Below are 25,894 nucleotides of genomic sequence, written 5' to 3' on the forward strand. Positions count from 1 at the left end.
TAACAAAGCCACTCGAAATTTAATACAGAAATGAAGTGAACGCATTGACCGGTACACATTTACTAGCGATCGGAATTTTTCTGATCACCTTATTCTTAATCATTAAACAACCGAAAGAACTCGGCATCGGTTACTCAGCGATGGGGATGGCACTCGTTGCGCTATTGACGGGAGTCGTCAATCTCGATGATGTTTCGACTGTCTGGGGCATCATCTGGAATGCCACCTTTACGTTCATCGCCCTGATCATCATCTCATTGATTCTTGATGAGATCGGATTCTTCGAATGGGCGGCACTCCACATGGCACGCATCGCGCGAGGTGGTGGTGTCAAACTATTCGTGTATATGACATTACTTGGTGCTGTCGTTGCGGCTTTATTCGCGAACGATGGGGCAGCATTGATCCTGACACCAATCGTCCTCGCGATGGTTCGTCACTTGAAACTTCCGGATTATGTCGTGTTAGCCTACGTATTCGCTTCCGGATTCATTGCCGATACGGCCAGTTTACCGTTCGTCGTCTCGAACCTCGTCAACATCGTCTCAGCAGACTTCTTTAACATCGGGTTTACGGAGTATGCGTCACGGATGGTATTCGTCAATCTCTTTTCTGTCGTAGGCAGTCTGATTGTCTTGTATCTCTATTTCCGAAAGAGTATCCCAAAGAATTACGATGTAGCGCAACTCGTCGCACCCGCGACAGCGATCAAGGATCAACGGATGTTCAAGTTATCTTGGTTCGTACTCATCTTGCTTGTCGTCGGATACTTTACGAGTGACGTCATCGGCATTCCAGTCAGTCTTGTCGCTGGAATCATCGCCTTGTTCTTCTTATTGATGGCACGTCGTTCACCGAGCGTACCGACGAAAAAGGTCATCGGTGGTGCACCGTGGGCGATCGTCTTCTTCTCACTTGGAATGTACATCGTCGTCTACGGACTTCAAAATGCAGGATTGACACAAGTTCTCGCTGACATCATTGATGGCTTTGCGACGAATTTAGCAGCCGCGACATTTGGTATGGGCTTCTTGGCTGCCATCTTGTCGTCCATCATGAATAACATGCCGACCGTCATGATTGATGCCCTTGCGATCGATTTGAGCCAGGCGACTGGAACGATTCGAGAAGCGCTCATCTATGCGAACGTCATCGGATCCGATTTAGGACCGAAGATCACGCCGATTGGTAGTTTAGCGACATTACTTTGGTTACACGTGCTTCGGACGAAAGGCGTGAAGATTGGTTGGGGTCAATACTTTAAAATTGGAACGATTCTGACGATTCCGACACTTGCCATCACATTGCTTGGCTTGTATATCAGCTTGATACTTTATTGATTTTTAAGGAGGAACTAGAGATGAAATTGATGATTATTGGTTCAGTTGCTGCGGGAACATCAGTAGGAGCAAAAGCACGTCGTAACAGTGAAGAGTTGCAAATCACGATTTATGATCGGGATCAGGACATCTCGTATTCAGGTTGTGGGATTCCCTACTTCGTCGGTGGGGAGATCGCTGACATCGACGAATTGACACCGCGAGATGCCGCTTTCTTTAAAAAACGGTATAACATCGATATTCATACACAACACGAAGTTGAATCGATTGATCATGCGACAAAAACAGCTACCATCGTCAATCTTAAGACAGGGGATCGATTCACGGACACATATGATACGTTAGTGCTGGCAACCGGTGCTTCAAGTATCGTTCCACCACTTCCGGGAATCGAGCATGAGAATGTCTTTACGGTTCGAAATGTCCGCAATGCCGACGCGATCCGGTCCTATATTGATGCCCATGATCCGAAAACGGCAACGATCGTCGGCGGAGGATTCATCGGACTCGAGATGGCAGAGCAATTAACGTATCGCGGTATTCAAGTCACGCTCGTCGAACGCTTGCCGCAAGTCATGCCGCCACTTGATCGCGATATGGCAGAACGTGTAGCGGATCATTTGAAAGATAAAGGGGTATCCCTCTTGCTTGGCGAATCCGTGACAGCGTTCAACGGAGAAGAACGTATTTCTGAGGTCGCGCTTGAGAGTGGAAAAACGATCGAGACGGATCTTGTCATTTTATCTGTTGGCGTCAAGCCGAACACGGGTCTTGCGAAACAGATCGGTGTGGAGCTCGGTAAAACAGGGGCGATCGCAGTCAACCGTCACATGCAGACGAATGTAGCCGATGTCTACGCAGTCGGCGATGTCGCAGAGAGTTTCTCCGTCATCACGGGTGAGGCACTTTATCGTCCGCTTGGTTCAACAGCAAACAAGATGGGACGGATTGCCGGAATGGTCATTACCGGAGAAGAAGCGGAGCACCGTGGTATTTTAGGGACAGGAATCTTTAAGGCGTTCGATTTGACTGTCGCTCAAACGGGGTTGACGGAAAAAGAAGCGCGTGAGTCAGGCTATGACATCGAAGTCTTGCATAACATCAAACCAGATCGTCCGGAATACATGGGCGGGAAAGAGATGACGATCAAAGCGATTGCCGATCGGGCAACAGGGCGAGTTCTCGGAGCCCAGATCGTAGGTCCGCAAGGTGTCGACAAACGGATTGATGTCCTAGCGACAGCGATCACCTTTAAAGCGAAGGCAGAGGATTTATTCCATCTCGACTTAGCTTACGCTCCACCGTTCGCGACGACGAAGGATCCCGTTCTCTATACGGGAATGGCACTCGATAATGCCATCAAAAAAACAGCGCGTTTGATGACACCGAACGAATTAATTGACCAAGTCGCGAATGGGAAGTCGTTCCAAATCATCGATACACGCTCGAAAGCACAATTTGAAAAAAATCATGTTGATGGAGCGATCCATATTCCGCTTGGTGAACTGCGGACACGCGCGAAGGAATTGGATCCGACGTTACCGACGATTGTCTACTGTAATAAAGGGGTAACCGGGAATGCTGCGCAAAATGTCTTGAAAAATCTTGGATTTACGGATGTATGCAACTTATCAGGTGGGAACAAGAACTATCAACATATCAAAAAGTGTCTATCATAATCACACATGATATAGCGTGAGAACTGCTGAATTTCAGCGTTCTCACGCTTTTTTTTATAAAGAAATATAAAAATTCAAACTAAAAACGTTCCTTTTTGGGAACGGTGGTGCTAGACTGTCGATAGACACAGACGATCTTTCATCCAAAGATGGATGGTTAAATCAATATAAAAAATACAGATAGGAAAGGTGGAAAATGAGAGTGAAAGATAGTTTAAGAGAACAGTGGTTCTCAAATATTAGAGGTGACATGTTAGCGGGAATCGTTGTGGCGCTTGCTCTGATTCCTGAAGCAATCGCATTTTCAATCATTGCCGGGGTTGATCCAATGGTGGGATTGTATGCATCGTTTTGTATAGCCGTCATTATCGCATTCGTAGGTGGACGACCGGGGATGATTTCAGCTGCGACAGGAGCGATGGCGCTTCTGATGGTGCCACTTGTCAAAGAACATGGCGTCGAGCATTTATTAGCAGCGACAATATTGACCGGTGTCATTCAAATGATTTTTGGCGTATTGAAAGTAGCAAAAGTCATGCGTTTCATTCCAAGAGCAGTGATGATCGGATTCGTCAATGCATTAGCAATTTTGATTTTTATGGCTCAAGTCCCACATTTCATCGGAATCTCGACGATGACCTATGTATTCGTTGCCATTACATTATTGATCGTCTATGTCGTGCCGCGTTTCTTCAAGGCGATTCCGGCTCCATTGATTGCCATCGTCGTCTTAACAGTAGTAGCTATCAACATTAATGCTGATTTGCGAACAGTCGGAGATTTAGGAGCAATTCAACGTTCTTTACCGTCCTTTTTCTTACCAAATGTTCCTTTGAATTTTGAGACCTTACGAATCATCTTCCCGTATTCATTGGCACTCGCGATCGTTGGATTATTGGAGTCACTATTGACAGCAACGATCGTCGACGACATGACAGGTACTGAAAGTGAGAAAAATCGTGAAGCACGTGGGCAAGGGATCGCGAACGTCATCACTGGATTCTTCGGTGGTATGGCGGGATGCGCGATGATCGGACAATCGGTCATCAATATAAAGTCAGGAGGACGTGGTCGATTATCAACGCTCGTCGCCGGTATCTTTTTAATGTTCTTGATTATTGTCCTCGGTGATCTAGTCGTTCAAATTCCGATGCCTGTCCTTGTCGGTATCATGATCATGGTATCAATCGGAACATTTGATTGGTCATCCTTTACGTATATCAAGAAAGCGCCAAAAGCAGATGCGTTTGTCATGCTTGCGACCGTCTTCATCGTTGTTGCTACGCATGATTTGTCCGTCGGTGTTATCGCAGGCGTCATTCTAAGCGCGTTGTTCTTTGTTGCGAAAGTATCAAAAATTAAGGTCACGCAACAAACGAAGCCGGCAAGAATCGTCTACAGCGTGAAAGGTCCATTATTTTTCGCATCGGTTGACCATTTCATTGCCTCCTTTGATTACGAAATTCAAAACGAAAAGATTTTGATTGATTTTGGGTCGACTCAAATTTGGGATGATTCTGGAGTAGGGGCGATCGACAAAGTGATGATTCGTCTGATGGCGAATCAAAATCATGTTGAAATTAGTGGATTGAATCCTGAAAGTAAAAAGCTAATCGATCGCCTTGCGATTCATAACGATCCGACCGCGAAGATGCCTATTCATTAAATACAAGGGAGTGAACGATATGTACGAACATATTCTATTAGCGGTTGATGGTTCAGAACATTCGGTCCGTGCGACCGAAGAAGCGATCAAAGTTGCTCGACTGAGTGAGAGAAGCAAAATTGAAGTCGTCTTCGTCGCTGATTATTCGAAGGTGAAAGATGATGTACTGCATACAGAAGGAAAAGAAGCGCTCGAAGTTGCCCGACGAAAAAAACTATCAGCGGTTGAAGAAAAACTGGAGGAAGCGAATGTTTCCTACTATGTGACGATTCTAAAAGGAGATCCGGGTCCGGCAATCGTTGACCATGCGAACAAACAGAAAGTTGATGTGACGATTATCGGCAGCAGGGGTTTAAATAGTTTGCAAGAGATGGTGCTTGGAAGTGTGAGTCATAAAATTGCAAAACGCGTGAAAAGCCCTGTCATGATTGTAAAATAAAGTACTACATCAAAAATATCTAGAGATTCTCTAGGTATTTTTTTTTCTTGTCATTTTACATGGAATAGGATATTTTTAGTGTATCGGGAGACGATATAACGGAAGACGTAGTAAGGAAGTGGGAAAATGGCACGAACAGTCCAGGAGACAGCATTAACAGAAGCCGTGTATTATATTTTACTTTCACTTCAACAACCCCGTCATGGCTATGGCATCATGCAATTCGTCCAGGAGTTGAGCAATGATCGAGTCAAGTTAGCTGCTGGTACATTGTACGGCGCACTCAGCAGTCTGGTCGATAAAGGGTGGATTGAAGCGATCGAGCAAGAAACAGGGCGAAAGAAAGAGTACATCATGACGAATCAGGGGCGGGAGAGATTACAGGTAGAGCTAGATCGATTAAAAGAACTCGTGCGACATGGACAAGAAACGATGGGAGTGGATCAAGGTGAGTAGTAAAACGGTCTATCGCTTTTACGCTGATTATGCAAAAGAAGAAGTGTGGTTAAATGAGATGGCAAACAACGGCTGGTACTTACAGCAGTTTCGACTCGGACGTTATGTATTCATAAAAGGTGAACCTGGTATGTACACGTATCGAATTGAGTTATTAGAAAACATGCCAAAGCATCCGAAGTCGCAGGATTACTTTGCGTTTTTGGAAGAGATGGATATCGAAGTCGTGGATACATCGTTCCGCTGGGTCTTCTTAAGAAAACGGACCTCGGATGAACCATTTCATTTGTACTCGGACTTTGATTCACAGATCCATCACGAACACCGGATTTTGCAACTCTACAAAGTCGTTTTTTTGGTTAATATCATTGCAGTACTCATTAATTTGTTTAATCCGATTACCGACACGATGATCTGGTTCAATCTCGCAATCGTGACGGGTCTCTCATTCGTGATGCAACGCCACGAACGTAAAATTCAAACGTTACGTGGATTGCGTGCCATTGCGGAGCAAGATTAAAATAATATAACCTGATTTCAAAAATCCTCACGTCTCTAAATGAAACGTGAGGATTTTTTTAGTGGTTAGAGTTCAGGAGGATGTTGTAAAGTTGGTCAATTCGTCTAACAGTGTTGTAAGAAAGACGTAATACATCGATCAAACAGTGTATAACTAGGTAGAAATAACTGTTTAAATAAACAAGTCAAGGAGTCATGAATCGAATGGATAAGTCTATCCGTAAAAAGCAGATCTTTTTTAGTCTAGTGTTTTTTGTCAGTGGAAGTATCCTTTTAGCGACCTGGATGAAAGTGCAACAGGATCGCGCGAACGCAACTGTCCTACCACGTTCTTCGATTACAGCCATCGAGTTTAGTCCTCAACAAGACACCGTGATGTTGGTCTATCCAGGACAGGGACAAGGGAAAACGAATGATCCTGAACTTGCTTACAGTTCGATTATCACGATCAACATGAAAGGACAGGTACTAAACGAACGTCAGGTCCATGATCCTACAATCACGAACATGACGCTTGTTCAAAAACCGAGTACGCCGAATGTGTTGTATGCCTCTGGCGCAGGATATCCGAATCACTTCCATACATTCGATTTTACGAAACGACGGTTTGTTCAACATAATGTGACGTATTTCAAGCACGATCCCATGATGGAATCGATCAAACACTTTGGTACGAATACATGGTTCAAGACGTTGAATTCATATAAAACCGGGACGCAGCGCTCGTCTCAAGGAACAGGCTACTCGCACACCTTTTCTAATTTTGATACAAAAGAAAACTATGAGACGCCTGCGCGTTTCGAACCAGGAAACTCGATGATGATTGAATTGAAGCAGCATTTAGCGTATGCCAGTATTGGTAGCGATCATGAACAAGAAGAAAAAGCAGCGATGATTTTTTTGGATAAGCGGACTGAAAAACCAGTCGTATATCGGAAAAGAGATGAACCATATGCATACTCAGCACTTTATGGAAAGGATGATACGGCATACTTCGCTAGTACGGATGGCTGGATGATTCGGATCAATGAGGCAGGTGAACAAACCGAGCAATATTATCCGTTTCTTCAGAATACGAATTTTGATAGTACCGATCCGATTCGAATGATTGATGCAACACAAGGAATTCAAGTCGTTCAGCAATTTTCTCGTGATAATCAAAACCGGGATCGCCACATTTTAGTCAAATGGACGTTCGGTCAATCATTCTCGGTCCAGGAAATCATACCGAAATTTTGGAAATCAGACAAATGGTACAAGTACTTATATATTCATCCCAAGACGAAAAAATCATACTTCATCGAATTTGACCCTGAACACCCGGATAAAGGGAAACTGCTCATTACGAATCAAAAGTATGAGTTGCTTCACGAGATGCCGGTTGAAGGACCGATTGGAATCGACTTTGTGATTGAGTGAGGCAGGGGGGAAGATGTTTTGAACCGTATCGAGCGATTTGAATTTGAATTTGAAGAAAAAGCGGGAGACCGACTTCCGTTGTTCACGTATCTAGAGCAACAGCAATCAGATTGGTCTTCTTTACAAGATGATGAAGCGCGTGAGGGAAACTTTCACGTAAGTATGTGGATCAGTGGAGAGAAAATTTCCTGGTCATATGACGTGCGAGAACGGGACGAAGTAACACAAGCATATCGGTTTGGCATTTTCATGCAACGCTGGAAAAATATCTGGGAATGGAATCAGCAACGTCACTTGCTTAGTGGAAACGGATTTGGAATTCATCAAACACTAGCCGACTCCGTCAGGACATCTGCCAAGTCTGAAGCACATTTGGAATGGGCATTGAACGAGCTTGCTGGCTACGATGCGGAAGGACTACTCTTTTATTATGGTCCCGGACCGTGGGACGACTTTCAAAAGGCGGATGATGAGCTGGATATGTTTCTCGAGTTCGATGAGATCAACACAAAAGAGAAGATGCGTACGGAAGGGCTGTATTTTGATCAAGATAGCCAGCGCTGGATCGACATTCCGGCGTCGTTACCCGTCATTGGTGAGACGATGCTCGTGATGTATCGCCAATTATACGAATGATTCATTTGATCAAAAAAGCTCACGTCTCGGAAATCGAGACGTGAGCTTTTGTATTAGAATAACTCGTTGATCGGTGTGTCACCTTCGAGTAGTGTGACGACTTGCTTCGACGCCTTGTCATGACCGATTGCTGCCAATATGACGCGTGCGACATCCTCGCGCGGAATTTTTTTAGTTGCTTGTTCGGACGGATCCGTTGTGACGTTTCCTGTGCCGGCTTCATCTGATAGTCCGCCTGGGCGAAGAATCGTGTAGTTAAGTGACGATTCCTTCAGGACACGATCCGCGTAGCGTTTTGCAATGTAATACGGCTTCATGCTGTCAGACCATGTTTCCGGCGAATCGGCATTCAAGGCACTGACCATGATGAACTGTTTTGCACGTATTGCTTCCGCTGCTTCAATCGATTTGACGGCACCATCGAAGTCGATCAGCATCGTCTTGTCCGCTCCTGTGTGACCGCCGGATCCTGCCGTAAAGATGACGACATCTGATCCTTGTAATGCATCAGTGATTGTCGCGACGTCCGCTTCAAGATCGAGATGGAACGGGGTATGACCTAATTTCTCAAAATCACTGAACTGGTCCTTGGAACGTAATCCTACTTTGACATCGTGCTCCGAATCCTGCAGTAAGCGAGCAGCGTGACGACCTACTTTACCATTTGCACCAATGATGAAAATCTGACTCATGTTCCATTCCTCCATTTCACGATTTGATGATTCTGTTTCAGTATGGAAAAGACGAGGGGTTTCTGTAAAGAGAGACGACTTGTAGAACTGTAACCGTCATCAAAACATCTTTTTAATGCTTTTATGCATAAAATCGTCAAATTATCTTGAAATCACGTGTAAGTGTGGTAGGATAATGACTATTACCCACACCGAAAATCATTTAGGTTAAATTGTAGCAATATTCGGTGAATGGGCAACGACGAAACAGAAAGGAGAGATACGATGAGAAAAAAACCATGGCTACTGGCAGGACTTGTTTTGACAGGCGTTGCCGCTTGGATGATCTGGAATCAACAGACGGATGCCGAAGCACATGACATCTTCGAAGACCACAAGCTGGTCGTCGGAACGACGGGGGATTATAAGCCCTTTACATACTGGAACGAGGACCGGAATCGTTATCAAGGCTTTGATATCGATGTCATCCAAGCGTTCGCCAAAGCAGCAAATCTTGATGTGACGTTCGTCAAGACAACATGGCCGACATTATCGGAGGATACGAAATCAGGAAAGTTTGATATCGCTGTCGGTGGCATCACGAAGAAAGTCGAGCGCGAGGTCGTCGGAGACTTTACATCGTCGTATTTCTCCTTTCAAAAAGCACCGCTCGTAAAGAAGAAAGATGTCGAACGCTTGAATTCGCTCGCTGCAATCAATGATCCAGCAGTCAAAATCGGTGTCAATCCGGGCGGAACGAACGAAGCGTTCGTGAAGAAGCATTTTCCGAAGGCAGATGTGACCGTCTTTGAAAACAACTTGGATATTCCGAAAGCCGTCCAAAGCGGACAAGTCGATGTCATGGTGACGGACGACATCGAGGCGTTGCATTACGCGACAGAACTCGATCTTGCGGTGCCGAAACTGACAGAGGCATGGGAACCAGCCGAGATGGCGTATTTGATGAAACCGGACCAAAAACAGCTTGGAGACGTTTTCCGGGTCTGGATTGAAAGTGCAGAGGGGCAAGAACAAGTTCAAAAATTGAAGAAAAAATGGAACATCGTCTCGACACGTGAGACGGTCGGAGCGAAAGGAGCGGGAGCACATGAGTAAATGGGGATGGATCGTCGTCGGAGGTGGAGTCTTGTTTGCAAGCTTACTGACGCTATGGCAAACGGAGCAACCACGACGTGTACAAGCGAAGAACGTCTTTGCGACGAAAAAAATCGTCGTCGGAACGACCGGGGACTATAAACCATTCACCTACTTGAACCGGAAGACGAACGAGTACGAAGGGTTCGATATCGAAGTGATCCGTTCTTTCGCGAAGACGACCGGCATCGATGTCGAGTTCGTTCCGACGACATGGCCGACGCTGTCTGCTGATCTTGCTAGCGGAAAATTCGATATGGTCGTCGGGGGTGTGACGAAAAACATCGAGCGCGAGATCATCGGCGACTTCACGTCGAGTTATCTGTCGTTCCAAAAGACACCACTCGTCCGTAAAGAAGATGCTAAGCGTCTTGCTTCGATCGAACAAATCAATCGTCCAGACGTGACGATTGGTCTAAATCCAGGGGGAACGAATGAACAGTTCGTCCGTAAGACGTTCACGAAGGCGAACATCGTTATGTATGAACAAAATCTCGACATCCCGCATGCGGTCGCATCGGGCGAAGTCGATGTCATGATCACCGATACGGTCGAGGCGATTCATTATGAAGCGCTCGACAAACGACTCGCGGCACCAAGAATTCAAGAAAAATGGATTCCGGCGGAGAAGAGCTACCTCGTCCGAGAGTCGGAAGGGGACGTTGTTGATGTATTCAATCTGTGGATGCAATCGCACGAAGGTCAAGAAGAGATGGAGCAATTAAAAGAGAAATGGCAAGTAGCATCATAAAGGAATCGTGTCTCCGTATAACAGGAGGCACGATTTTTTAGTAACAGGAATCTAATGGGAAAGGGCGAACAAGTATATAGAAGCAAATTAGGAGGAATCAATATGTTGAAAAACGTGTCAGCGAGGCGATGGCTCATCATGACCGTTCTTTTTGCCTGTATCACTTATGGATGGATCGTCATCGGAGATGCATGGATCAATCCTACATTGTTATTCGCAGGGGCGATTGTACTTGCGAGTGGTACAGTGCTTTCGTTTAGTCTCGCGTTGGCACGAGTCGTTCGATTAAAAGGAATCGGATTAACGATGATGCTGGTGTCAATCGGTACGACGCTTGTGGCGTCTGTTGGTGTAGTATATGGCATTTATATTTGGTCATAAAGAATCTAAACAAAGTAAGAACTCTTTTCTGAAAAGGAAGAGTTCTTACTTTTATTCATTTTATCGAAACGTTTCGAAAGAAAGGTTGAAGATTTTTATGAAAGCGCTTATAATTTTGATTAACAGGTGAAACGTTTCGATAAATTTAAGGGAGAAGAGGTGCTGATAGATGAACGTTGAAGCTTTACTACAGCAAATGACGCTACAGGAAAAAATCGGACAGCTCGTTCAAATTCTTCCTTCTGTCTATGATCCACAGACATCTGATACTGTGACTGGACCAGTGGCTCAACTAATGGAGGAAAGTGGTCTGACAGAGGATAACCGTTATGAATTAGGATCTGTCATCGGAATTCATCAAGCAGAACAGGCATTTCGCATTCAGCAAAATTATTTAAAACATAATCGATTAGGAATTCCACTATTGTTCATGGCGGATATCGTTCATGGTCATCGAACGATTTATCCAGTTCCGTTGGCGCTTGCTTCTATGTGGGATAGTGACGAAGTGGAAATGATGGCACGTCAATCTGCTATCGAAGCAACAGCTTCGGGACTGCATGTTACTTTTTCGCCAATGGTGGATCTTGTACGTGATGCGCGCTGGGGGCGTGTCATGGAATCGACAGGTGAGGATGTTTGGCTCAATGGAGAATATGCGGCAGCCTTCGTACGTGGTTATCAATCCAAGGATTTAAAACAAGCTGATTCTTTAGCAGCTTGCGTCAAGCATTTTGCGGCTTACGGTGCCGCTGAAGGTGGTCGTGATTACAATACGGTTGATATGTCGGATCGTGAATTACGAGAGTTTTATTTACCGGCTTATCTACGGGCAATCGAAGCGGGTGCCCGACTCATCATGACAAGCTTCAACGTCGTTGATGGTGTTCCCGCAACAGCTAGTACGTATCTGTTACGCCAAATTCTTCGAAAAGAGTGGGAGTTTGACGGGGTCACGATTTCGGATTGGTCTTCTATTAAGGAATTAATCCAGCATGGTGTCGCGGGTTCTCTTGCTGAAGCTGGAGAAAAAGGAATCAAAGCGGGCGTCGATATCGATATGATGTCAGGTGCTTACTTAAATCATTTGGAACAACAGATCGATGATCAAGTCGTTTCGATGGACTTATTAGACGAAGCAGTACGCAGAATACTTATGTTAAAGCAAGATCTTGGGTTGTTTGAAGATCCTTATCGTGGCATTGATCCCGAACTTGAGAAAAGAGTCCACTTATCTGAAGGTCATCGGAATACGGCACGGCGTTTAGCTGAAAAAAGTTGTGTCTTACTGAAAAATGATAAAGTGCTGCCATTAGCAGACGATCAGCGGATCGCGTTGATTGGACCGTTTGCTGCTTCAACGGACGTACTTGGTCCATGGGCAGGCAACGGAAAACGTGAAGAAGCGGTTTCCATTCGAGAGGCGTTTGATGAAGCGAACATTGATTATGTTATTGCAGAAGGATCAACGATTGATACGGAAATTGACTGGGATTGGGCGATGGAAGTAGCGGCGCAAGCAGATGTGATTCTTATAGCTTTAGGTGAAGCGTCTTGGATGAGTGGAGAAGCTGGAAGTCGAACGGATATCCGTTTGCCGAAAACACAACGCGATGGATTGGCAAAACTTGCGACACTTGGAAAACCGATCGTGACCGTGCTATTCAACGGGCGACCACTCGATCTTAGAGATGTCGTTAATCATTCCGATGCAGTGCTTGAAGCATGGTATCCGGGAACAGAGTCAGGACGAGCGATTCACCGTTTACTGTATGGTCATGTGATTCCTTCTGGAAAACTAACGATTTCATTTCCGTATCATGTCGGTCAGTTGCCATTACGTTACGATGCCTTACCGACGGGTCGACCAATGACGATCGAAGGCGCTGATCCACGCTATACAAGCAAATACCTGGACGCTCCAAATGAAGCGTTATTTCCATTTGGTTTTGGATTAAGTTATAGCCATTTTAACTATACGCAGTTAAGGCTATATGAGCAGCCGGAGGGAACTGCATGGGAAGCATCCGTTATTGTTACGAACGAAGGCACATTAGATGCGGAAGAAATCGTTCAATGGTATGTGCAAGACCCGGTTGCTGATGTGTCACGTCCCTTACGTCAATTAAAAGGATATGAACGCGTTCTTGTGAAAGCCGGTTCCAGTCGAGAAGTGACATTCCGTATCGATGCTTCGATGTTGATGTATCAACATCCGGACGGTTCGGTTAAAGCGGATTCTGGTGAATTCATTCTCTATGTTGGTACGGATAGTACATGTGCATTACATGAAAAATTTTGGTTGAAACAGACTGTTGAAAAGGGGCAATTTGATGAACACATTAACGACCATTCCACATCTACGACACGATGAATTTAGTGTGACACTGACTGAAGGCGGCGACATTCGTCAAATCCGTTACCAAGGTATCATGATCAATCAATTGATTCATCATCCATTTAATGAATCCTTGATGAATGTATATGTTCGTCATGGTTCCAGTGTGGCCTTACCGTTACTTGGTATCCATTCGCCTAGTAAACTAGCAATATCTGAGCGTACGATCAGCTGGAAAGGTGACTACGAAACATTCGGATACGAGGTCGTCGCAAGTCTTCACACGACTGGAATGCATTTTAAAGTCTCACTCATTGGGGAAGGAGAATTTGACGTAACCTATACACAGGATTTAGGACTGGCTGACGAAGCCGGTGTACGTACGAATGAGGCATATATGGCACAGTACATTGACTACGTCGCGATCGAACATGGGATATTGGCTCGACAAAACCAGCGACAGTCGACAGGCTTTCCGAGCGTTGCGATTCTTTCGCATGATCGAATCGAAGAGTTTGCGACGGATGGATTCGATGTGTATGGTGCGTCATTTCGGCAAACGAATGTAGCAGAGGGATTAAATGCACACTTACCCTCTCGAATAAATCAGTATGAGTTCGCATTACCGACGATTCGAACAGCTGTCAAAGAATCAGCTGGAGAGCTATCTTTCCAATTTGAGCTACGGTTCATTCCTTCGATGGAAGAAGCACTTGATGAACAATCGATTGATCAATTTATACCTTTATATGAGCGTGAGGAGGAACGGAAGGGACATCACCGTACGGCTTTTTTACAAACACCAAAGACGATTGTCGGGAATACAGCGACGAAACAACAACTTGACGGTTTGTATCCGGAAAGGTTGCTTGAAGAATGGGAAGGAACACAGTTGTTGTCCTTCTTTACACCTAATGGTCATCATGTTGTTCTAAAAGAAAAGGAACTTCTTGTTGAGCGTAGTCATGCAAGCATCTTATTAAATGCGGGAAGTTTAGCGCCAACAGAAAAGAAATTGGCGACAACAGTCCATATGAATGGTGTCTTCAATTCGCACATCGTATATGGGAATACGAATTACAACAAGTGGATGTCGAACGTCAGAAATCCTTTGAACATCCCTAAAACATCTGGGCAACGCATATACATTGAGCAAAAGGAAGCCTATCAATTATTAGCGTTACCTTCGATTTTTGAAATGGGATGGAACGAAGTAATCTGGTACTACTTCTTAGATGACGAGACGATTGAAGTCCGTACGTCAATTGGTGCTGAGCGACCTGTGCTTGAGACGACGGTTAAGACGCGATATCCGCGTGCGATGAAAATCAGTCAGCAAGTGACGATGCACACACAAGAATATGATGTGCCGTTTCAAATGGAACGGGTAGGAGCACGCCTTCATTTTACGGCAACAAAAGAATCATTGAGTAAACGTATTCTACCTGATTTGACATACACGCTTGAAATAGATCAGCCTTTTTCAACGGGCTCCACATCTGAATGGTTAACTCAGCCAATCGTAGACGATTTGGTATGGTTATCTGTCGGAGCGACCGATCATCTTGTTATGAGAATGGGTGCAGGAATGCAGTGTGAATTCAATGCTGACGAAGAACGGAAGTCCTTCGATCAATGGAAGGCTGCTTATCGAAAAAACCTCAAATTTGAAGACGTCTGGCAGGACGCGAATGCTCTACAGTTTCAAGTAGACTGGTACATCCAAAACATGCGGATTCATTACCAATCACCGCACGGCTTAGAGCAATACGGTGGTGCTGCATGGGGAACACGCGACGTATCGCAAGGTCCGATGGAATTTTTACTGGCGTTCGGTCATTTTGAAGAAGCTCGCGCATTACTGCTTCAGATTTTTTCACATCAATTCGAGGCAGGACATTGGCCACAATGGTTCATGTTTGATGAATATGCTGGTATCCAGCAGGAGGATAGCCATGGTGATGTGATTGTCTGGCCACTGAAGGCTTGCGCAGATTATCTTCAGCGAACACACGATTGGGCATGTCTCGATGAACTGCTTCCATATCGAACCGAGACCGGTCAGGAAACACTAAAACAATCGCTCTTGCATCATGTGGAACGAGCGTGTGCACGGATTGAAAAGGATTTCGTACCGAACAGTGTCTTTTCCGCATACGGCGGAGGAGATTGGGACGATACGTTACAACCAGCAGATGATGCGTTAAAGAAAAAATTAATCAGTACTTGGACGGTAGCGTTGACATTTCAAACATTCCGTACGTTAGCAAACGAGTTACCACAATCGTCATTAAGCATGCGATTAGCGGAACTAGCTACTACCATCGAACAATCCTTCCAGTCAGACATGATTCTGGACGGGGTCATCCCTGGATTTTTACGAGTCGAAGAAGATGGATATCATCCGATGATTCATCCCACAGATGATGGACTACCAATGAAATATCGTTTGTTACCGCTGACCCGTAGTATCATCGGAGAACTCGTTACACCAGAACAAGCTATGCAAAACTTAAAGATCATTGAAGAACATTTAAAGTTCCCGGATGGTGTGCGTTTGATGGACCGACCAGCACAATATCGTGGTGGTGTGAGTCGTCATTTCATGCGGGCAGAACAAGCTGCTAATGTCGGTCGTGAAATTGGGCTGCAGTACGTGCATGCCCATATTCGTTACATTGAAGCACTGGCGAAAATCGGAGCTGATGAAAAGAGCATAACGGAAGCATTTGACGTCATTAATCCTGTGGATCTAAAAGTGCCGAAAGCAGTCCACCGTCAGAGAAATGCGTATTTCAGTAGCTCGGATGCTGCGTTTACGACGCGTTACGAAGCGCAAGAACGTTGGAACGAATTGAAAGAAGGTAAGATTCCGGTTAAAGGGGGATGGCGAATTTACTCGAGTGGACCAGGTATTTGGCTGAATCAATTAATGACGAACGTCTTAGGGATTCGAGAGCGTTCAGATGGACTAGTTCTTGATCCAGTCATAACCGGAACTATCCAGATGGACCTATTCGATATCCCTTGTCGTATTCGAATCACACGGGGTGAACAAAGACGCATTTTATGGAATGGAGAACTGCTCAATCTTTCAAATCAATCCAATCGTTATCGTCAAGGTGGTTATCTATTGCAACGTGAGGCGTTAAACACGATACTTCCAAGTGGAAACGAACTGCAAATCGAGCTTCCGCTCTAAAGTAGGACAGGATGACTTCGCGGAAGTCGTCCTGTCCTTTAGCATATGAGAAATGGAGTGAATGACATGATAAAAAGTCATCGGCATCAAGTAGTCTATCATCTATATCCGAAAAGTTTTCAAGATACGAATGGAGACGGAGTCGGAGATCTGAACGGTATTCGGAAACGATTGGATTATCTGCAGAGGTTAGGGGTGGACATGATTTGGTTATGCCCAGTGTACACGTCGCCTGGTTATGATCACGGGTATGACGTAGCGGATTATACTTCAATTGATCCCCTCTACGGGTCTATGGACGAGATGGAAGCCCTGATTGACGAAGCGAGTCGGCATGATATCACGATCATGATGGATATAGTCGCGAATCATACCTCATCCTGCCATAAATGGTTCATCGCATCTGAACATGATCCAGACGGTCCATACGGAGACATGTATATTTGGCGTGACGAACCGACAGAAGTGGAATCTTTTTTTGGGGGTTCTGCTTGGACGTACTCGAGTATACGTCAGCAATACTATTTCCACTCTTTTGCGAAGGAACAACCGGATCTTAATTGGAATCAGCCGATAGTGGCAAAAGAATTTGCACGTAATCTATCGTTTTGGATTGAAAAAGGAGTTCGTGGATTCCGTTTTGATGTCATCGATTTAATCGGAAAACAAATTCATCCGCACCGCTGGCTAAATTTCGAACGTGTACAGGAGGGATTACGAGAGATGTTGGCACCCGTTGATCGTTCAAATCTTCTTTTAGTCGGCGAAGCAGGAGGTCTATCTCCATCCGAAATTCGTCAACTTCAAGAAGAGAGATTACTTGATGTGGTGTTTAACTTTGAGACGTGCGCTCTTGACGAGGTGGCGGGTAAAAGTAAATGGCACCTCCAATCGTTTGATCCAGCAGAACTAAAAATGACGATTAAAAAATGGCAAGATGAGATGAAAGAAGACGGCTGGAATAGCTTATTTTGGAACAATCATGATCAGCCTCGCGTTCTCTCTAGATGGTACGACGATGATATAAGAGCAGCAAAAATGCTGGCATTGCTCCAGTTGACATTACGAGGAACCCCTTTCATTTATCAAGGAGACGAGATCGGGATGACGAACGGAATCATTCAGCAATCTGATTACCAGGATATCGAAACCCTCCATTATTTACAGCAAGGTGGAGCGATACAGTCCGTTCAGCTGAAGGGTCGTGATCATGCTCGTCTTCCGATGATGTGGACGAAAGAGGGGGGATTCTCGACAGGATCAGCTTGGTTACAGGCAATGACCGATGCTGATCGTAACGTCCACGATCAACAACTGGATGATGATAGTCTCCTTCAGGTGTATCGACGTTTACTTTCGATACGCAAGACAGAGCCTGCCTTATTGGATGGAGAAATGAGGTGGCAGGAGACGCCATCGACGATGATCGCATTTGATCGAATTCATGGCGAACAGTCCCTTCGTATTTTAGTTAATTTGTCGAATCACTCAATTCGACATCGAATAAAGATGGGTAAGACATTAATAGGTGTAGGGGACTACTGTGAAGAGGAACTCGGTCCTTACGCGGCGGTCCTATGCTATACTTTTTGAAGAAGGAAGTGAAGTGAAATGACAGGAATTAAGGATATTGCAAAGGCAGCAGGCGTCTCGATTTCGACCGTTTCCTATGCGTTGAATGGGAGTACGAAAGTGACGGAAAAAACACGTCAACGTATAATGAAAATCGCGGAAGAGTTGAATTACATTCCAAATGCTGCTGCTAGAACGCTGAAGACTCGCAAGACGCATATCATCGGTGCCTTTCTAGGAGATTATTCAGGATCGTTTTACGGCGAATTATTAAAAGGAATTAATCATGAGTTGTCAGAAACGGGATATGAGCTGATCGTCTGTAATGGACCGGAATCCCATCGCCTCATGACAGAACGGATCGTCGATGGCGGGATAATTTTAGGTCATCGTTTCACCCAAGAACAAATTCTTGGATTTGCTGATCGGGGACATCCGCTGACGATTCTTGATCGAAACATGGATCATCCGAATATTAGTTGTGTGCTACTTGATAATGAGATGGGTATGCAACAAGCGATGCGAACGATAATCGCTACAAAACCACACTGTATTCATCTCGTCGATGGACCGGAAGAAAACCATGATGCTTTCGAACGTCGTGCTGTTGTCCTAGAACAGGCAGACTTAGCAGGTGTTGCGGTTCGTATATGGGAAGGTGGATTTACGAAACGTTCTGGTATCCGTGCTGCAAGTGAAATCCTTGAAGAGTTGAAAGATGGGGATGCCATCGTTTGTTTAAATGATGATATGGCTCTTGGCGTATACGATGTCTTACAAAATACATCATTTCGGATTGGTCTCGATATATCACTGACGGGATTTGATAAGCTTGAGGTTACGAATTATACACAACCGAAAATCGCAAGCGTCAGTTATTCGAAGTTAGATTGGGGAAAGTCCGCTGCTCGCGCCTTACTTCAATTGATTGATAAACAAGAGCGAACGAATGCGAAGATTGATTCAAAGTTCATCGTCGCAGGATCGGTCCTCCAAAAGAAATAAAAAAAATAGGTTGTAAGCGCATACATGTATGCTTATAATGTTTATAGAAACGTTTAACCTGTTGCTTTAAGGAAAAACCTTTGTATAAACATTATTTTTTTAGAAAACAATCGAAACGTTTCGATTAATACGAGATGGAGGAATGGAACCATGAAAAAACTCGGACTAGCACTTGCGGTCGGCGCATTGTCGGTATCAACATTAGCAGCTTGTTCATCAGGATCTGGAGAAGATGACAAGACATTAACGGTATGGGCAATGGGTGAAGAAGGAAAGGCATTACCGAAGCTCGTAAAAGAATATGAAAAAGCAAACAAAGGTGTCAAAGTGAAGGTTCAGGCGATACCATGGGATACGGCACATGATAAATTGTTAACGGCAGTCGCTTCGAAGAACGGACCAGATGTCGTTCAAATGGGTACATCTTGGATGCCAGAATTCGTTGAAGCTGGTGCTCTTTCAGACATGAAAAAATATGTGGAGAAATACCCATCTCTTGCAAAAGATAATTTTTATGAGGGATCTTATGAAACAGTCGAATTAAAAGATGGCGTTTATGGTGCGCCTTGGTATACCGATACTCGAGTTCTCTACTATCGCAAAGATGCGTTATCTGATGTCGGGTATAAAAAAGCGCCAGAGACATGGGAAGAACTCGAGGATGCTTCAGCTAAGCTTGCGAAACGTCCAGGCGAAAATATGTACGGGATTACTTTGGATACGAATGATCAAATGTTGAACTTCATGTTTGCACGCCAAAATGGATCGGACTTATTGACGCAAGATAACAAACCGTTATTTAATCAGCCGGAATTCATTGAAAGTGCTGAATATTTAACGAGTTATTTCAAACAAAAGTATGCTCCGATTGATTTAGGAATGGATATCGTACAAGCATTTGGTGCAAAGGATCCGAATGTTCCAATGTTCATTAGTGGACCATGGATGATCAATCTGATTAATGAACAGATGCCGGGTATTGAATCACAATGGGGGACTGCAGTTCTTCCAAAAAAAGAAAATAATATTTCATTCCTAGGTGGAGCGAACCTGAGTATCTTTGAAAGTAGTTCTAAAAAAGATCAAGCAGCGAAATTCATCGCGTATATGAGTGAACCAGAAACACAAACAGCATGGATGGAGATGACGAAGTCGCTCCCTTCAACAAAAGAAGCATGGAAAAACGATACACTTCAAAATGACGAGAAACTTAAGACGTTTGGTGAACAAATGAAAGCTGCTCAACCAATGCCTCTCATCTCATCGTGGGAGAAAGTATCACAAACCTACTTACAGAGTTTCGAGAAAATGTACCGTGGCGATGCAGCGGTCGACAAAGAAGTGGAAGTGTTCCAAAAGAAAGCAGAAACCATCTTAAAATAATCGAAGCGGAAGCTTAAAGGAAGGAGTCCTCTGAATGAGACGGTTGCTCAACCATCAGGCGCCTTATCTGTTCATTGCACCTACCATCATTTTACTGTTTCTGTTTTCGATTACGCCGCTTTTCGTCGCCGTAGTGATGAGTTTTACGAACATGGATTTAGCGGGAATCGCGAACTATGCAAACATCGAATGGATCGGTACTTCAAACTATCTTGAAATTTTTAAAGATGAGGTTTTCTTAAAGGCATTAACGAACACGGTTTTTTATGTCATTTTGGGTGTACCACTTGTCATTACACTCTCGCTCTCCATTGCCATTGCGATTAACTTTGGTCGTGGAAAAGTATTTGAATGGTTTCGTGTCGTCTTTTATATGCCGTCGATTACGAACGTTGTTGCTGTTGCCGTCGTTTGGGGATTCTTATTCAATCCCCAATACGGGCTCTTTAATTTTATCCTGAATGCAATTCATCTACCGGATGTTCCATGGTTGCAAGATCCACTTGTTGCAAAATTATCATTGATCCTATTAGCCTTATGGCGGGCTGTCGGAATCAACATGATTATCTTCCTTGCGGCATTACAGGGGATTCCAAGAACGTATTATGAAGCAGCTGCACTCGACGGAGCCAGTACGTTTCAACAAATGTTTAAGATCACGATTCCTCTCTTACGATATGCCATTTTCTTCGTTACGGTGACGACATTGATTGGATGGATTCAATTTTTTGAGGAACCGTTCATTATGACGGAAGGTGGACCGTTGAATTCAACGACGTCATTGGCGCTGTTCATTTATCAAAACGGTTTCCAACTGAGTAACTTCGGATATGCTGCTGCTGGATCCGTTGTCCTATTCGTTTTAATCATTACCGTCACATTGATCCAGTTCCGTGTTCAAAAAAATGATAATCCATACTAAGGAAGGGGGGACGATTCGATGATTCCGAAAGAAAAACCTGTGATTGTAACAGGCAAGGAAGCTCGATTTTCACCAATCGCACGTCCGGAGAAAAGAAGACAGAAGGCTACTTTTCAATGGGGTCTTGCAACGGTATTGACGTTACTAGGTCTTTGTTTTCTCTTACCGTTTTTTTGGATGGTTCTTTCTTCAGTAAAAACGGATGCAGAAATTTTAGCACTTCCGCTAACGATTTGGCCAAAAGAGCTAACTTTTGAGCATTACGTTAATTTATTCGTGAACCTAAACTTTTTGACCTATTTGAAAAATACACTTTTGATTGTATTAGCATCGTTTTTCGGTCTACTCTTAACGGCGATGGCTGGTTATGGATTTGCCAAATTTCGTTTTAAAGGGAGTAAGTTACTATTCATTGGAGTACTCGCTACAATGATGATCCCGGGTCAAGTAACAATGATTCCAGTCTATTTAATGCTTAATCAAATGGGGTTAACGAATACGATGACAGGAATCGTTTTACCTGGATTAGTTGGTGCGTTCGGCGTGTTCCTATTTCGCCAATTCATGACGACGATTCCAGATGAGCTGCTAGAGGCATCTCGACTAGATGGAGCAAGTGAATGGCGTATTTTCTTCTCAATCGTTCTTCCGATGTCAAAACCCATTCTGGCGGTACAGGGAATTTTAACATTCATTGGAGCATGGAATAGTTTCTTATGGCCACTCATCATCGCGAATGACGAATCATTGTACACTCTATCTGTTGGCTTAGCGTTACTGCAGGGGCAACATGGTGGGAATTACGGATTGCAAATGGCTGGAGCTACTTTCATGGTCATCCCGATTATCATCATCTTCATGATTTTCCAAAAGTACATCATCGAAGGATACAATATTTCAGGTATGAAATAGGTATATGTTTTAATCTCGCGTTCTCTTTTGAGAGCGCGTTTTTATATGCAAAAATCGCTGAATAGTTCGTGTGGAATGATTGTACGTTACGCCATCTGTATAAAAGTTTTTTTGATTCGAGAACAGAAAAAACGGGAAAATCTTGGACATGACTTTGAATTCAGGGAAAGAAGGAATGAAGATGATTCATGTCGAGAATTTGACGAAGACGTATGACGGGAAAGATGTCGTCAAAGGCATCTCGTTCGATGTAGAGGCAGGAGAGATCTTTGCTTTTCTAGGACCGAACGGGGCTGGAAAGTCGACGACCGTCCAGATGCTGACGACGTTGATTCCAATTTCCGGTGGTCGAGCGACGATTCAGGAATTTGATGTCGTCAAACAGGAAAAACAGGTTCGCTTGCAGATTGGGGTCGCCTTGCAAGATACCGGCATCGATGAAGATTTGACCGGTCTTGAATTACTTGTCCTACAGGGAAAATTATTTGGATTAAGTCAGACGGAAGCTAAGAAACGGGCAGAAGAATTGCTACGACTCGTCGGACTCGATCAAGACGGTCAGCGTCGATCAGGTACTTACTCCGGCGGGATGAAACGACGGCTTGATCTGGCGTTGACGCTCGTCCATCAACCAACTGTTTTGTTCCTTGACGAACCAACGACAGGACTCGACCCCGCGAGCCGTGTACAAATCTGGAACGAGGTCCGACGATTAAACGAAGAGTTCGGAACAACGATCTTTTTGACGACACAGTATTTGGAAGAAGCCGATCAGCTAGCCGACCGAATCGCGATCATCAATGAGGGACAATTGATTGCCGAAGGAACGGCAGCTGAGCTGAAAGCAGCAAATGGAGAAGAGCGGATCGAATTGACGCTAGCTGAAAAAGAGAACGAACGGATCGTTTTAGAGACGTTTGCCGGTCGTCAGGAAAAAGACCGCCTCGTCATTCCTTCGCGGGGAACGGAGACATTGCGCGCGGTCGTCCGTTTTCTTGATGAACGAAAAATGGTCGCTACGTCACTGGTCGTCAAACAACCGTCGCTTGATGATGTCTTCATTCGTTTGACGGGACAAGCTTATAAGGAGGAATCGTGACATGATACGTGAAACGTGGTTTCTGATGCGGCGGAGTCTCCTCGTCACGTTACGTAATCCGTTTTCCTTCATTCCGAACTTGATCATCAGTGTCTTTTTCCTGCTCGTCTACACGAGTGGTCTCTCCGGCATCTCGAACTTACCTCAATTCGACGGCGTCGATTATTTGAACTTCATTTTGCCTGTTTCGATCGTCTCGGGTGCTGTCGGCGGAGCAGGGGGAGCGGGGCAAGCACTCGTCAAGGACATCGAGAGTGGTTATTTCGCTCGACTCTTATTGACACCGGTCTCCCGGACCGCAATCGTCCTCGGACCGATGCTTGCCGGGATGCTGCAATTATTCGTTCAAACATTACTCATCTTCGGAATGGCATTCTTGCTTGGTCTATCGATTCCAGTCGGTGTCAGTGGCTTTTTCTTGACGATCTTACTCGCGCTTGGCTTCGGTCTCGCCTTTGCCGGTTACTCGGTCGGTGTCGCTTTGAAGACACGGAACGCCCAAGCCGCGCAAGCCGGAACACTTTTGTTCTTTCCGCTGATTTTCCTGTCGACGACATTCGTGCCGAAAGACTTGATTGAAGCCGAATGGCTCAAGATTGCCGCGACGATCAATCCGACGACCTATATCATTGAAGGGATGCGCAGTGTGTTGACCCGTCCGGAGATTGATTGGTCGGTTTATTGGCAAGGTTTGATCGTCGCTGCTGTTCTCAGTATTGCGATGGTGATCTTTGCTGCGTTGAACGCACGTGGGGCATTGAAAAAGTAAAAAAATGGACCCGTTTTTAAGCGGGTCCATTTTATGCGGCTATCTAGTTGACTGTCTTATTTCAAATCGCGTTTTTCTTCCTCTTCTTTCGACGATTTACTTTTTGCGTCGAACTCGGAACGCGTCATGACATCTTCGACATGCATGTTGATTTCGATGACATCGAGTCCTGTCATATCATGGACTGATTTTTTGATTTTCGTTACAGCGTCTTGGAAGATGGACGGGATGTTTTTGACGTACTCGACGATGACTTTTAAGTCGAGTGCGACTTGTCGTTCGCCGACTTCCGCGTCGATGCCTTTTGTGATATCTTCCGTGCTCCGGAAACGATCTGTCAATCCACTCATGAAGCCACCACTCATTGAGAGGATGCCTTTGACATCATTTGATGCGATACCGGCGATTTTCTTAATGACTTGATCTTCGAATGTGAGTTTATTTTCGTGTACTACTTCGTTTTCGTTTTGTTTAGTGTTGATTTCGTTAGCCATGAGAAATCTCTCCTTTTAGTGTAAGTTGAATGATTTTTTATTTTCTGTATGCTCAATCCCGTTGAAAGAACTGAATCCATCCTTCGACATCGAGCGCATTATCCCGCCACTGACCGATCAAGTAACCGATTGTTGCGAATACGATGATCAACAACGTCGGTCCAAAACCGATCGTCAAGAACAAGGTGGCGAGGATCAGTCCGACTAGTCCGCCGAGTAGACGGTAGCGATACGGACGAAGTGCTTCGCTCGTTTTCATGATCTTCCTCCTCTCGTATCTTAGACGACGCGTTCAGACGTTTTTGTCTTCGTGTCACTGATCCGGACGCGTGTTTTTGTGACAGGTAGTTCGAGCAACGATTCGACCGCGTTCTTGGCGCGTTCTTGAATGTCTTTTCCGATTGTCGGCAAGCCTTCTTGACCGAAGACGGAACAGTCGATTTCAAGCGCGATGGTTTCTTTTTTCGAGTGAATGTCTGCGTTGACGCGTGGCGAACGTACGCCGTTGATACCGCGAATCGACTCGAGTGCCGTTCGTTCGATCGTTTGCTTAGAGATCGTGATATTCCCGTCACCCGTTTGAATCAGGAGACGTTGTCCTTTTGAACGACTGAGTAGTCCAGTGAATAATAGAATGACAAATACGAATGCTAGGAAGCCACCAAGTGATAAAATCGTGTAGCTATACCATTGTTGATCTTGCCACTGTTCAATCAAAGGACTGAGTCGTGGAACATCATAGACGCCAAGTACAAGAAGACCGACGCTGACTAAACCGAGAATGCCGATCAGGACGAGTAGGAAACGATTGAATCCGATCATGTTACATCTCTCCTTTCTGTCGTTAAAATGTTTTAACGTGATTGTTCTACACATGAAATATTATGTGTATGGTGAGAATATTCCCGCTCAAACGAACTCAAAACATAAAAATACACTTCGAATAAAAAGACTATTTATTCTGAAAATTTATCTATTTATTAGAAAAATAGTAGATGAAATACGGCTTTACGCATTGAAATCAAGAATGTTACGACGTCTTAAGGGTTTAAGCGTTCGCGAAAAAATATCTATCATGAATATCAT

General features: G+C 44.6%; 24 protein-coding genes. 20 read left to right on the forward strand and 4 right to left on the reverse strand.

Features of this window, described 5'->3' with window-relative positions:
* Positions 1-35: 35 nt before the first annotated feature.
* The 8 genes from KNQ11_RS02775 to KNQ11_RS02810 all read left to right on the forward strand — a co-directional run bounded on the left by KNQ11_RS02775 (position 36) and on the right by KNQ11_RS02810 (position 8,154).
* A complete protein-coding gene (locus tag KNQ11_RS02775) occupies positions 36-1,340 on the forward strand; it encodes an arsenic transporter (RefSeq protein ID WP_214769389.1) in 1,305 nt (434 codons plus the stop codon).
* Between the two features lie 20 nt (positions 1,341-1,360).
* Entirely contained in the window at positions 1,361-3,019 is a 1,659-nt protein-coding gene (locus KNQ11_RS02780; RefSeq protein WP_214769390.1) for an FAD-dependent oxidoreductase, read from the forward strand.
* Between the two features lie 202 nt (positions 3,020-3,221).
* On the forward strand, positions 3,222-4,685 hold the full coding sequence (locus KNQ11_RS02785; protein ID WP_214769392.1) for a SulP family inorganic anion transporter: 1,464 nt from the start codon (positions 3,222-3,224) through the stop codon (positions 4,683-4,685).
* 19 nt (positions 4,686-4,704) lie between these two features.
* Complete coding sequence (locus KNQ11_RS02790) at positions 4,705-5,124, forward strand: universal stress protein (RefSeq protein WP_214769394.1); 420 nt, start codon at positions 4,705-4,707, stop codon at positions 5,122-5,124.
* Positions 5,125-5,250: 126 nt separating this feature from the next.
* Positions 5,251-5,580, forward strand: a complete 330-nt coding sequence (locus KNQ11_RS02795; protein ID WP_214769396.1) for a PadR family transcriptional regulator — start codon at positions 5,251-5,253, stop codon at positions 5,578-5,580.
* Positions 5,573-6,100 carry a DUF2812 domain-containing protein gene (locus KNQ11_RS02800; protein ID WP_214769398.1) on the forward strand — a complete coding sequence of 176 codons (528 nt, stop codon included), beginning with the start codon at positions 5,573-5,575 and terminating at the stop codon, positions 6,098-6,100. The genes KNQ11_RS02795 and KNQ11_RS02800 overlap by 8 nt, the downstream gene beginning before the upstream one ends.
* A 284-nt stretch (positions 6,101-6,384) precedes the next feature.
* The gene (locus KNQ11_RS02805) at positions 6,385-7,518 is read left to right on the forward strand and encodes a hypothetical protein (RefSeq protein WP_214769400.1); all 1,134 of its coding nucleotides are present in this window, start codon (positions 6,385-6,387) and stop codon (positions 7,516-7,518) included.
* An 18-nt stretch (positions 7,519-7,536) separates the two neighbouring features.
* Entirely contained in the window at positions 7,537-8,154 is a 618-nt protein-coding gene (locus KNQ11_RS02810; RefSeq protein WP_214769403.1) for a hypothetical protein, read from the forward strand.
* Positions 8,155-8,207: 53 nt separating this feature from the next.
* Here KNQ11_RS02810 and KNQ11_RS02815 read toward each other — a convergent pair whose 3' ends face one another.
* The gene (locus KNQ11_RS02815) at positions 8,208-8,846 is read right to left on the reverse strand and encodes an SDR family oxidoreductase (RefSeq protein WP_214769406.1); all 639 of its coding nucleotides are present in this window, start codon (positions 8,844-8,846) and stop codon (positions 8,208-8,210) included.
* 264 nt (positions 8,847-9,110) lie between these two features.
* On the opposite strand from KNQ11_RS02815, the gene KNQ11_RS02820 reads away from it, so the two are divergent.
* From KNQ11_RS02820 to KNQ11_RS02875, 12 genes are all read left to right on the forward strand, one after another.
* On the forward strand, positions 9,111-9,941 hold the full coding sequence (locus KNQ11_RS02820; protein ID WP_214769409.1) for a transporter substrate-binding domain-containing protein: 831 nt from the start codon (positions 9,111-9,113) through the stop codon (positions 9,939-9,941).
* Positions 9,934-10,731 (forward strand): transporter substrate-binding domain-containing protein, encoded by a 798-nt coding sequence (locus KNQ11_RS02825; protein WP_029341356.1) that lies wholly within the window; start codon positions 9,934-9,936, stop codon positions 10,729-10,731. The genes KNQ11_RS02820 and KNQ11_RS02825 overlap by 8 nt, the downstream gene beginning before the upstream one ends.
* A 102-nt stretch (positions 10,732-10,833) precedes the next feature.
* Entirely contained in the window at positions 10,834-11,112 is a 279-nt protein-coding gene (locus KNQ11_RS02830; RefSeq protein WP_214769411.1) for a hypothetical protein, read from the forward strand.
* A 169-nt stretch (positions 11,113-11,281) separates the two neighbouring features.
* Positions 11,282-13,486 carry a beta-glucosidase BglX gene (gene bglX, locus KNQ11_RS02835; RefSeq protein WP_214769413.1) on the forward strand — a complete coding sequence of 735 codons (2,205 nt, stop codon included), beginning with the start codon at positions 11,282-11,284 and terminating at the stop codon, positions 13,484-13,486.
* Entirely contained in the window at positions 13,446-16,652 is a 3,207-nt protein-coding gene (locus tag KNQ11_RS02840) for a GH36-type glycosyl hydrolase domain-containing protein (RefSeq protein WP_214769415.1), read from the forward strand. The genes bglX and KNQ11_RS02840 overlap by 41 nt, the downstream gene beginning before the upstream one ends.
* 66 nt (positions 16,653-16,718) lie before the next feature.
* Entirely contained in the window at positions 16,719-18,245 is a 1,527-nt protein-coding gene (locus KNQ11_RS02845; protein WP_214769417.1) for a glycoside hydrolase family 13 protein, read from the forward strand.
* 18 nt (positions 18,246-18,263) lie between these two features.
* Positions 18,264-19,229, forward strand: a complete 966-nt coding sequence (locus tag KNQ11_RS02850; RefSeq protein WP_214769419.1) for a LacI family DNA-binding transcriptional regulator — start codon at positions 18,264-18,266, stop codon at positions 19,227-19,229.
* A 150-nt stretch (positions 19,230-19,379) separates the two neighbouring features.
* Positions 19,380-20,612, forward strand: coding sequence for a sugar ABC transporter substrate-binding protein (locus tag KNQ11_RS02855; RefSeq protein ID WP_214769421.1), 1,233 nt, complete (start codon positions 19,380-19,382; stop codon positions 20,610-20,612).
* Between the two features lie 34 nt (positions 20,613-20,646).
* Complete coding sequence (locus tag KNQ11_RS02860; RefSeq protein ID WP_149427119.1) at positions 20,647-21,534, forward strand: carbohydrate ABC transporter permease; 888 nt, start codon at positions 20,647-20,649, stop codon at positions 21,532-21,534.
* Between the two features lie 18 nt (positions 21,535-21,552).
* On the forward strand, positions 21,553-22,446 hold the full coding sequence (locus KNQ11_RS02865; RefSeq protein WP_149427120.1) for a carbohydrate ABC transporter permease: 894 nt from the start codon (positions 21,553-21,555) through the stop codon (positions 22,444-22,446).
* A gap of 181 nt (positions 22,447-22,627) precedes the next feature.
* Positions 22,628-23,545, forward strand: coding sequence for an ATP-binding cassette domain-containing protein (locus KNQ11_RS02870; RefSeq protein WP_214769433.1), 918 nt, complete (start codon positions 22,628-22,630; stop codon positions 23,543-23,545).
* A 1-nt stretch (position 23,546) separates the two neighbouring features.
* Positions 23,547-24,314 (forward strand): ABC transporter permease, encoded by a 768-nt coding sequence (locus KNQ11_RS02875; RefSeq protein WP_214769436.1) that lies wholly within the window; start codon positions 23,547-23,549, stop codon positions 24,312-24,314.
* Positions 24,315-24,370: 56 nt separating this feature from the next.
* Here the strand turns inward: KNQ11_RS02875 and KNQ11_RS02880 are convergent, their stop codons facing one another.
* Genes KNQ11_RS02880 through amaP form a run of 3 tightly spaced genes read right to left on the reverse strand, consistent with a single transcriptional unit; the run spans position 24,371 to position 25,630 of the window.
* The gene (locus KNQ11_RS02880) at positions 24,371-24,808 is read right to left on the reverse strand and encodes an Asp23/Gls24 family envelope stress response protein (protein WP_214769440.1); all 438 of its coding nucleotides are present in this window, start codon (positions 24,806-24,808) and stop codon (positions 24,371-24,373) included.
* Between the two features lie 52 nt (positions 24,809-24,860).
* On the reverse strand, positions 24,861-25,067 hold the full coding sequence (locus tag KNQ11_RS02885) for a DUF2273 domain-containing protein (RefSeq protein WP_023467890.1): 207 nt from the start codon (positions 25,065-25,067) through the stop codon (positions 24,861-24,863).
* Positions 25,068-25,087: 20 nt separating this feature from the next.
* The gene (gene amaP, locus KNQ11_RS02890) at positions 25,088-25,630 is read right to left on the reverse strand and encodes an alkaline shock response membrane anchor protein AmaP (RefSeq protein ID WP_214769443.1); all 543 of its coding nucleotides are present in this window, start codon (positions 25,628-25,630) and stop codon (positions 25,088-25,090) included.
* Positions 25,631-25,894 lie beyond the last annotated feature (264 nt).

It is taken from the genome of Exiguobacterium sp. s39 (assembly GCF_018618925.1).
GTDB classification, from domain to species: Bacteria; Bacillota; Bacilli; order Exiguobacteriales; family Exiguobacteriaceae; genus Exiguobacterium_A; species Exiguobacterium_A abrahamii.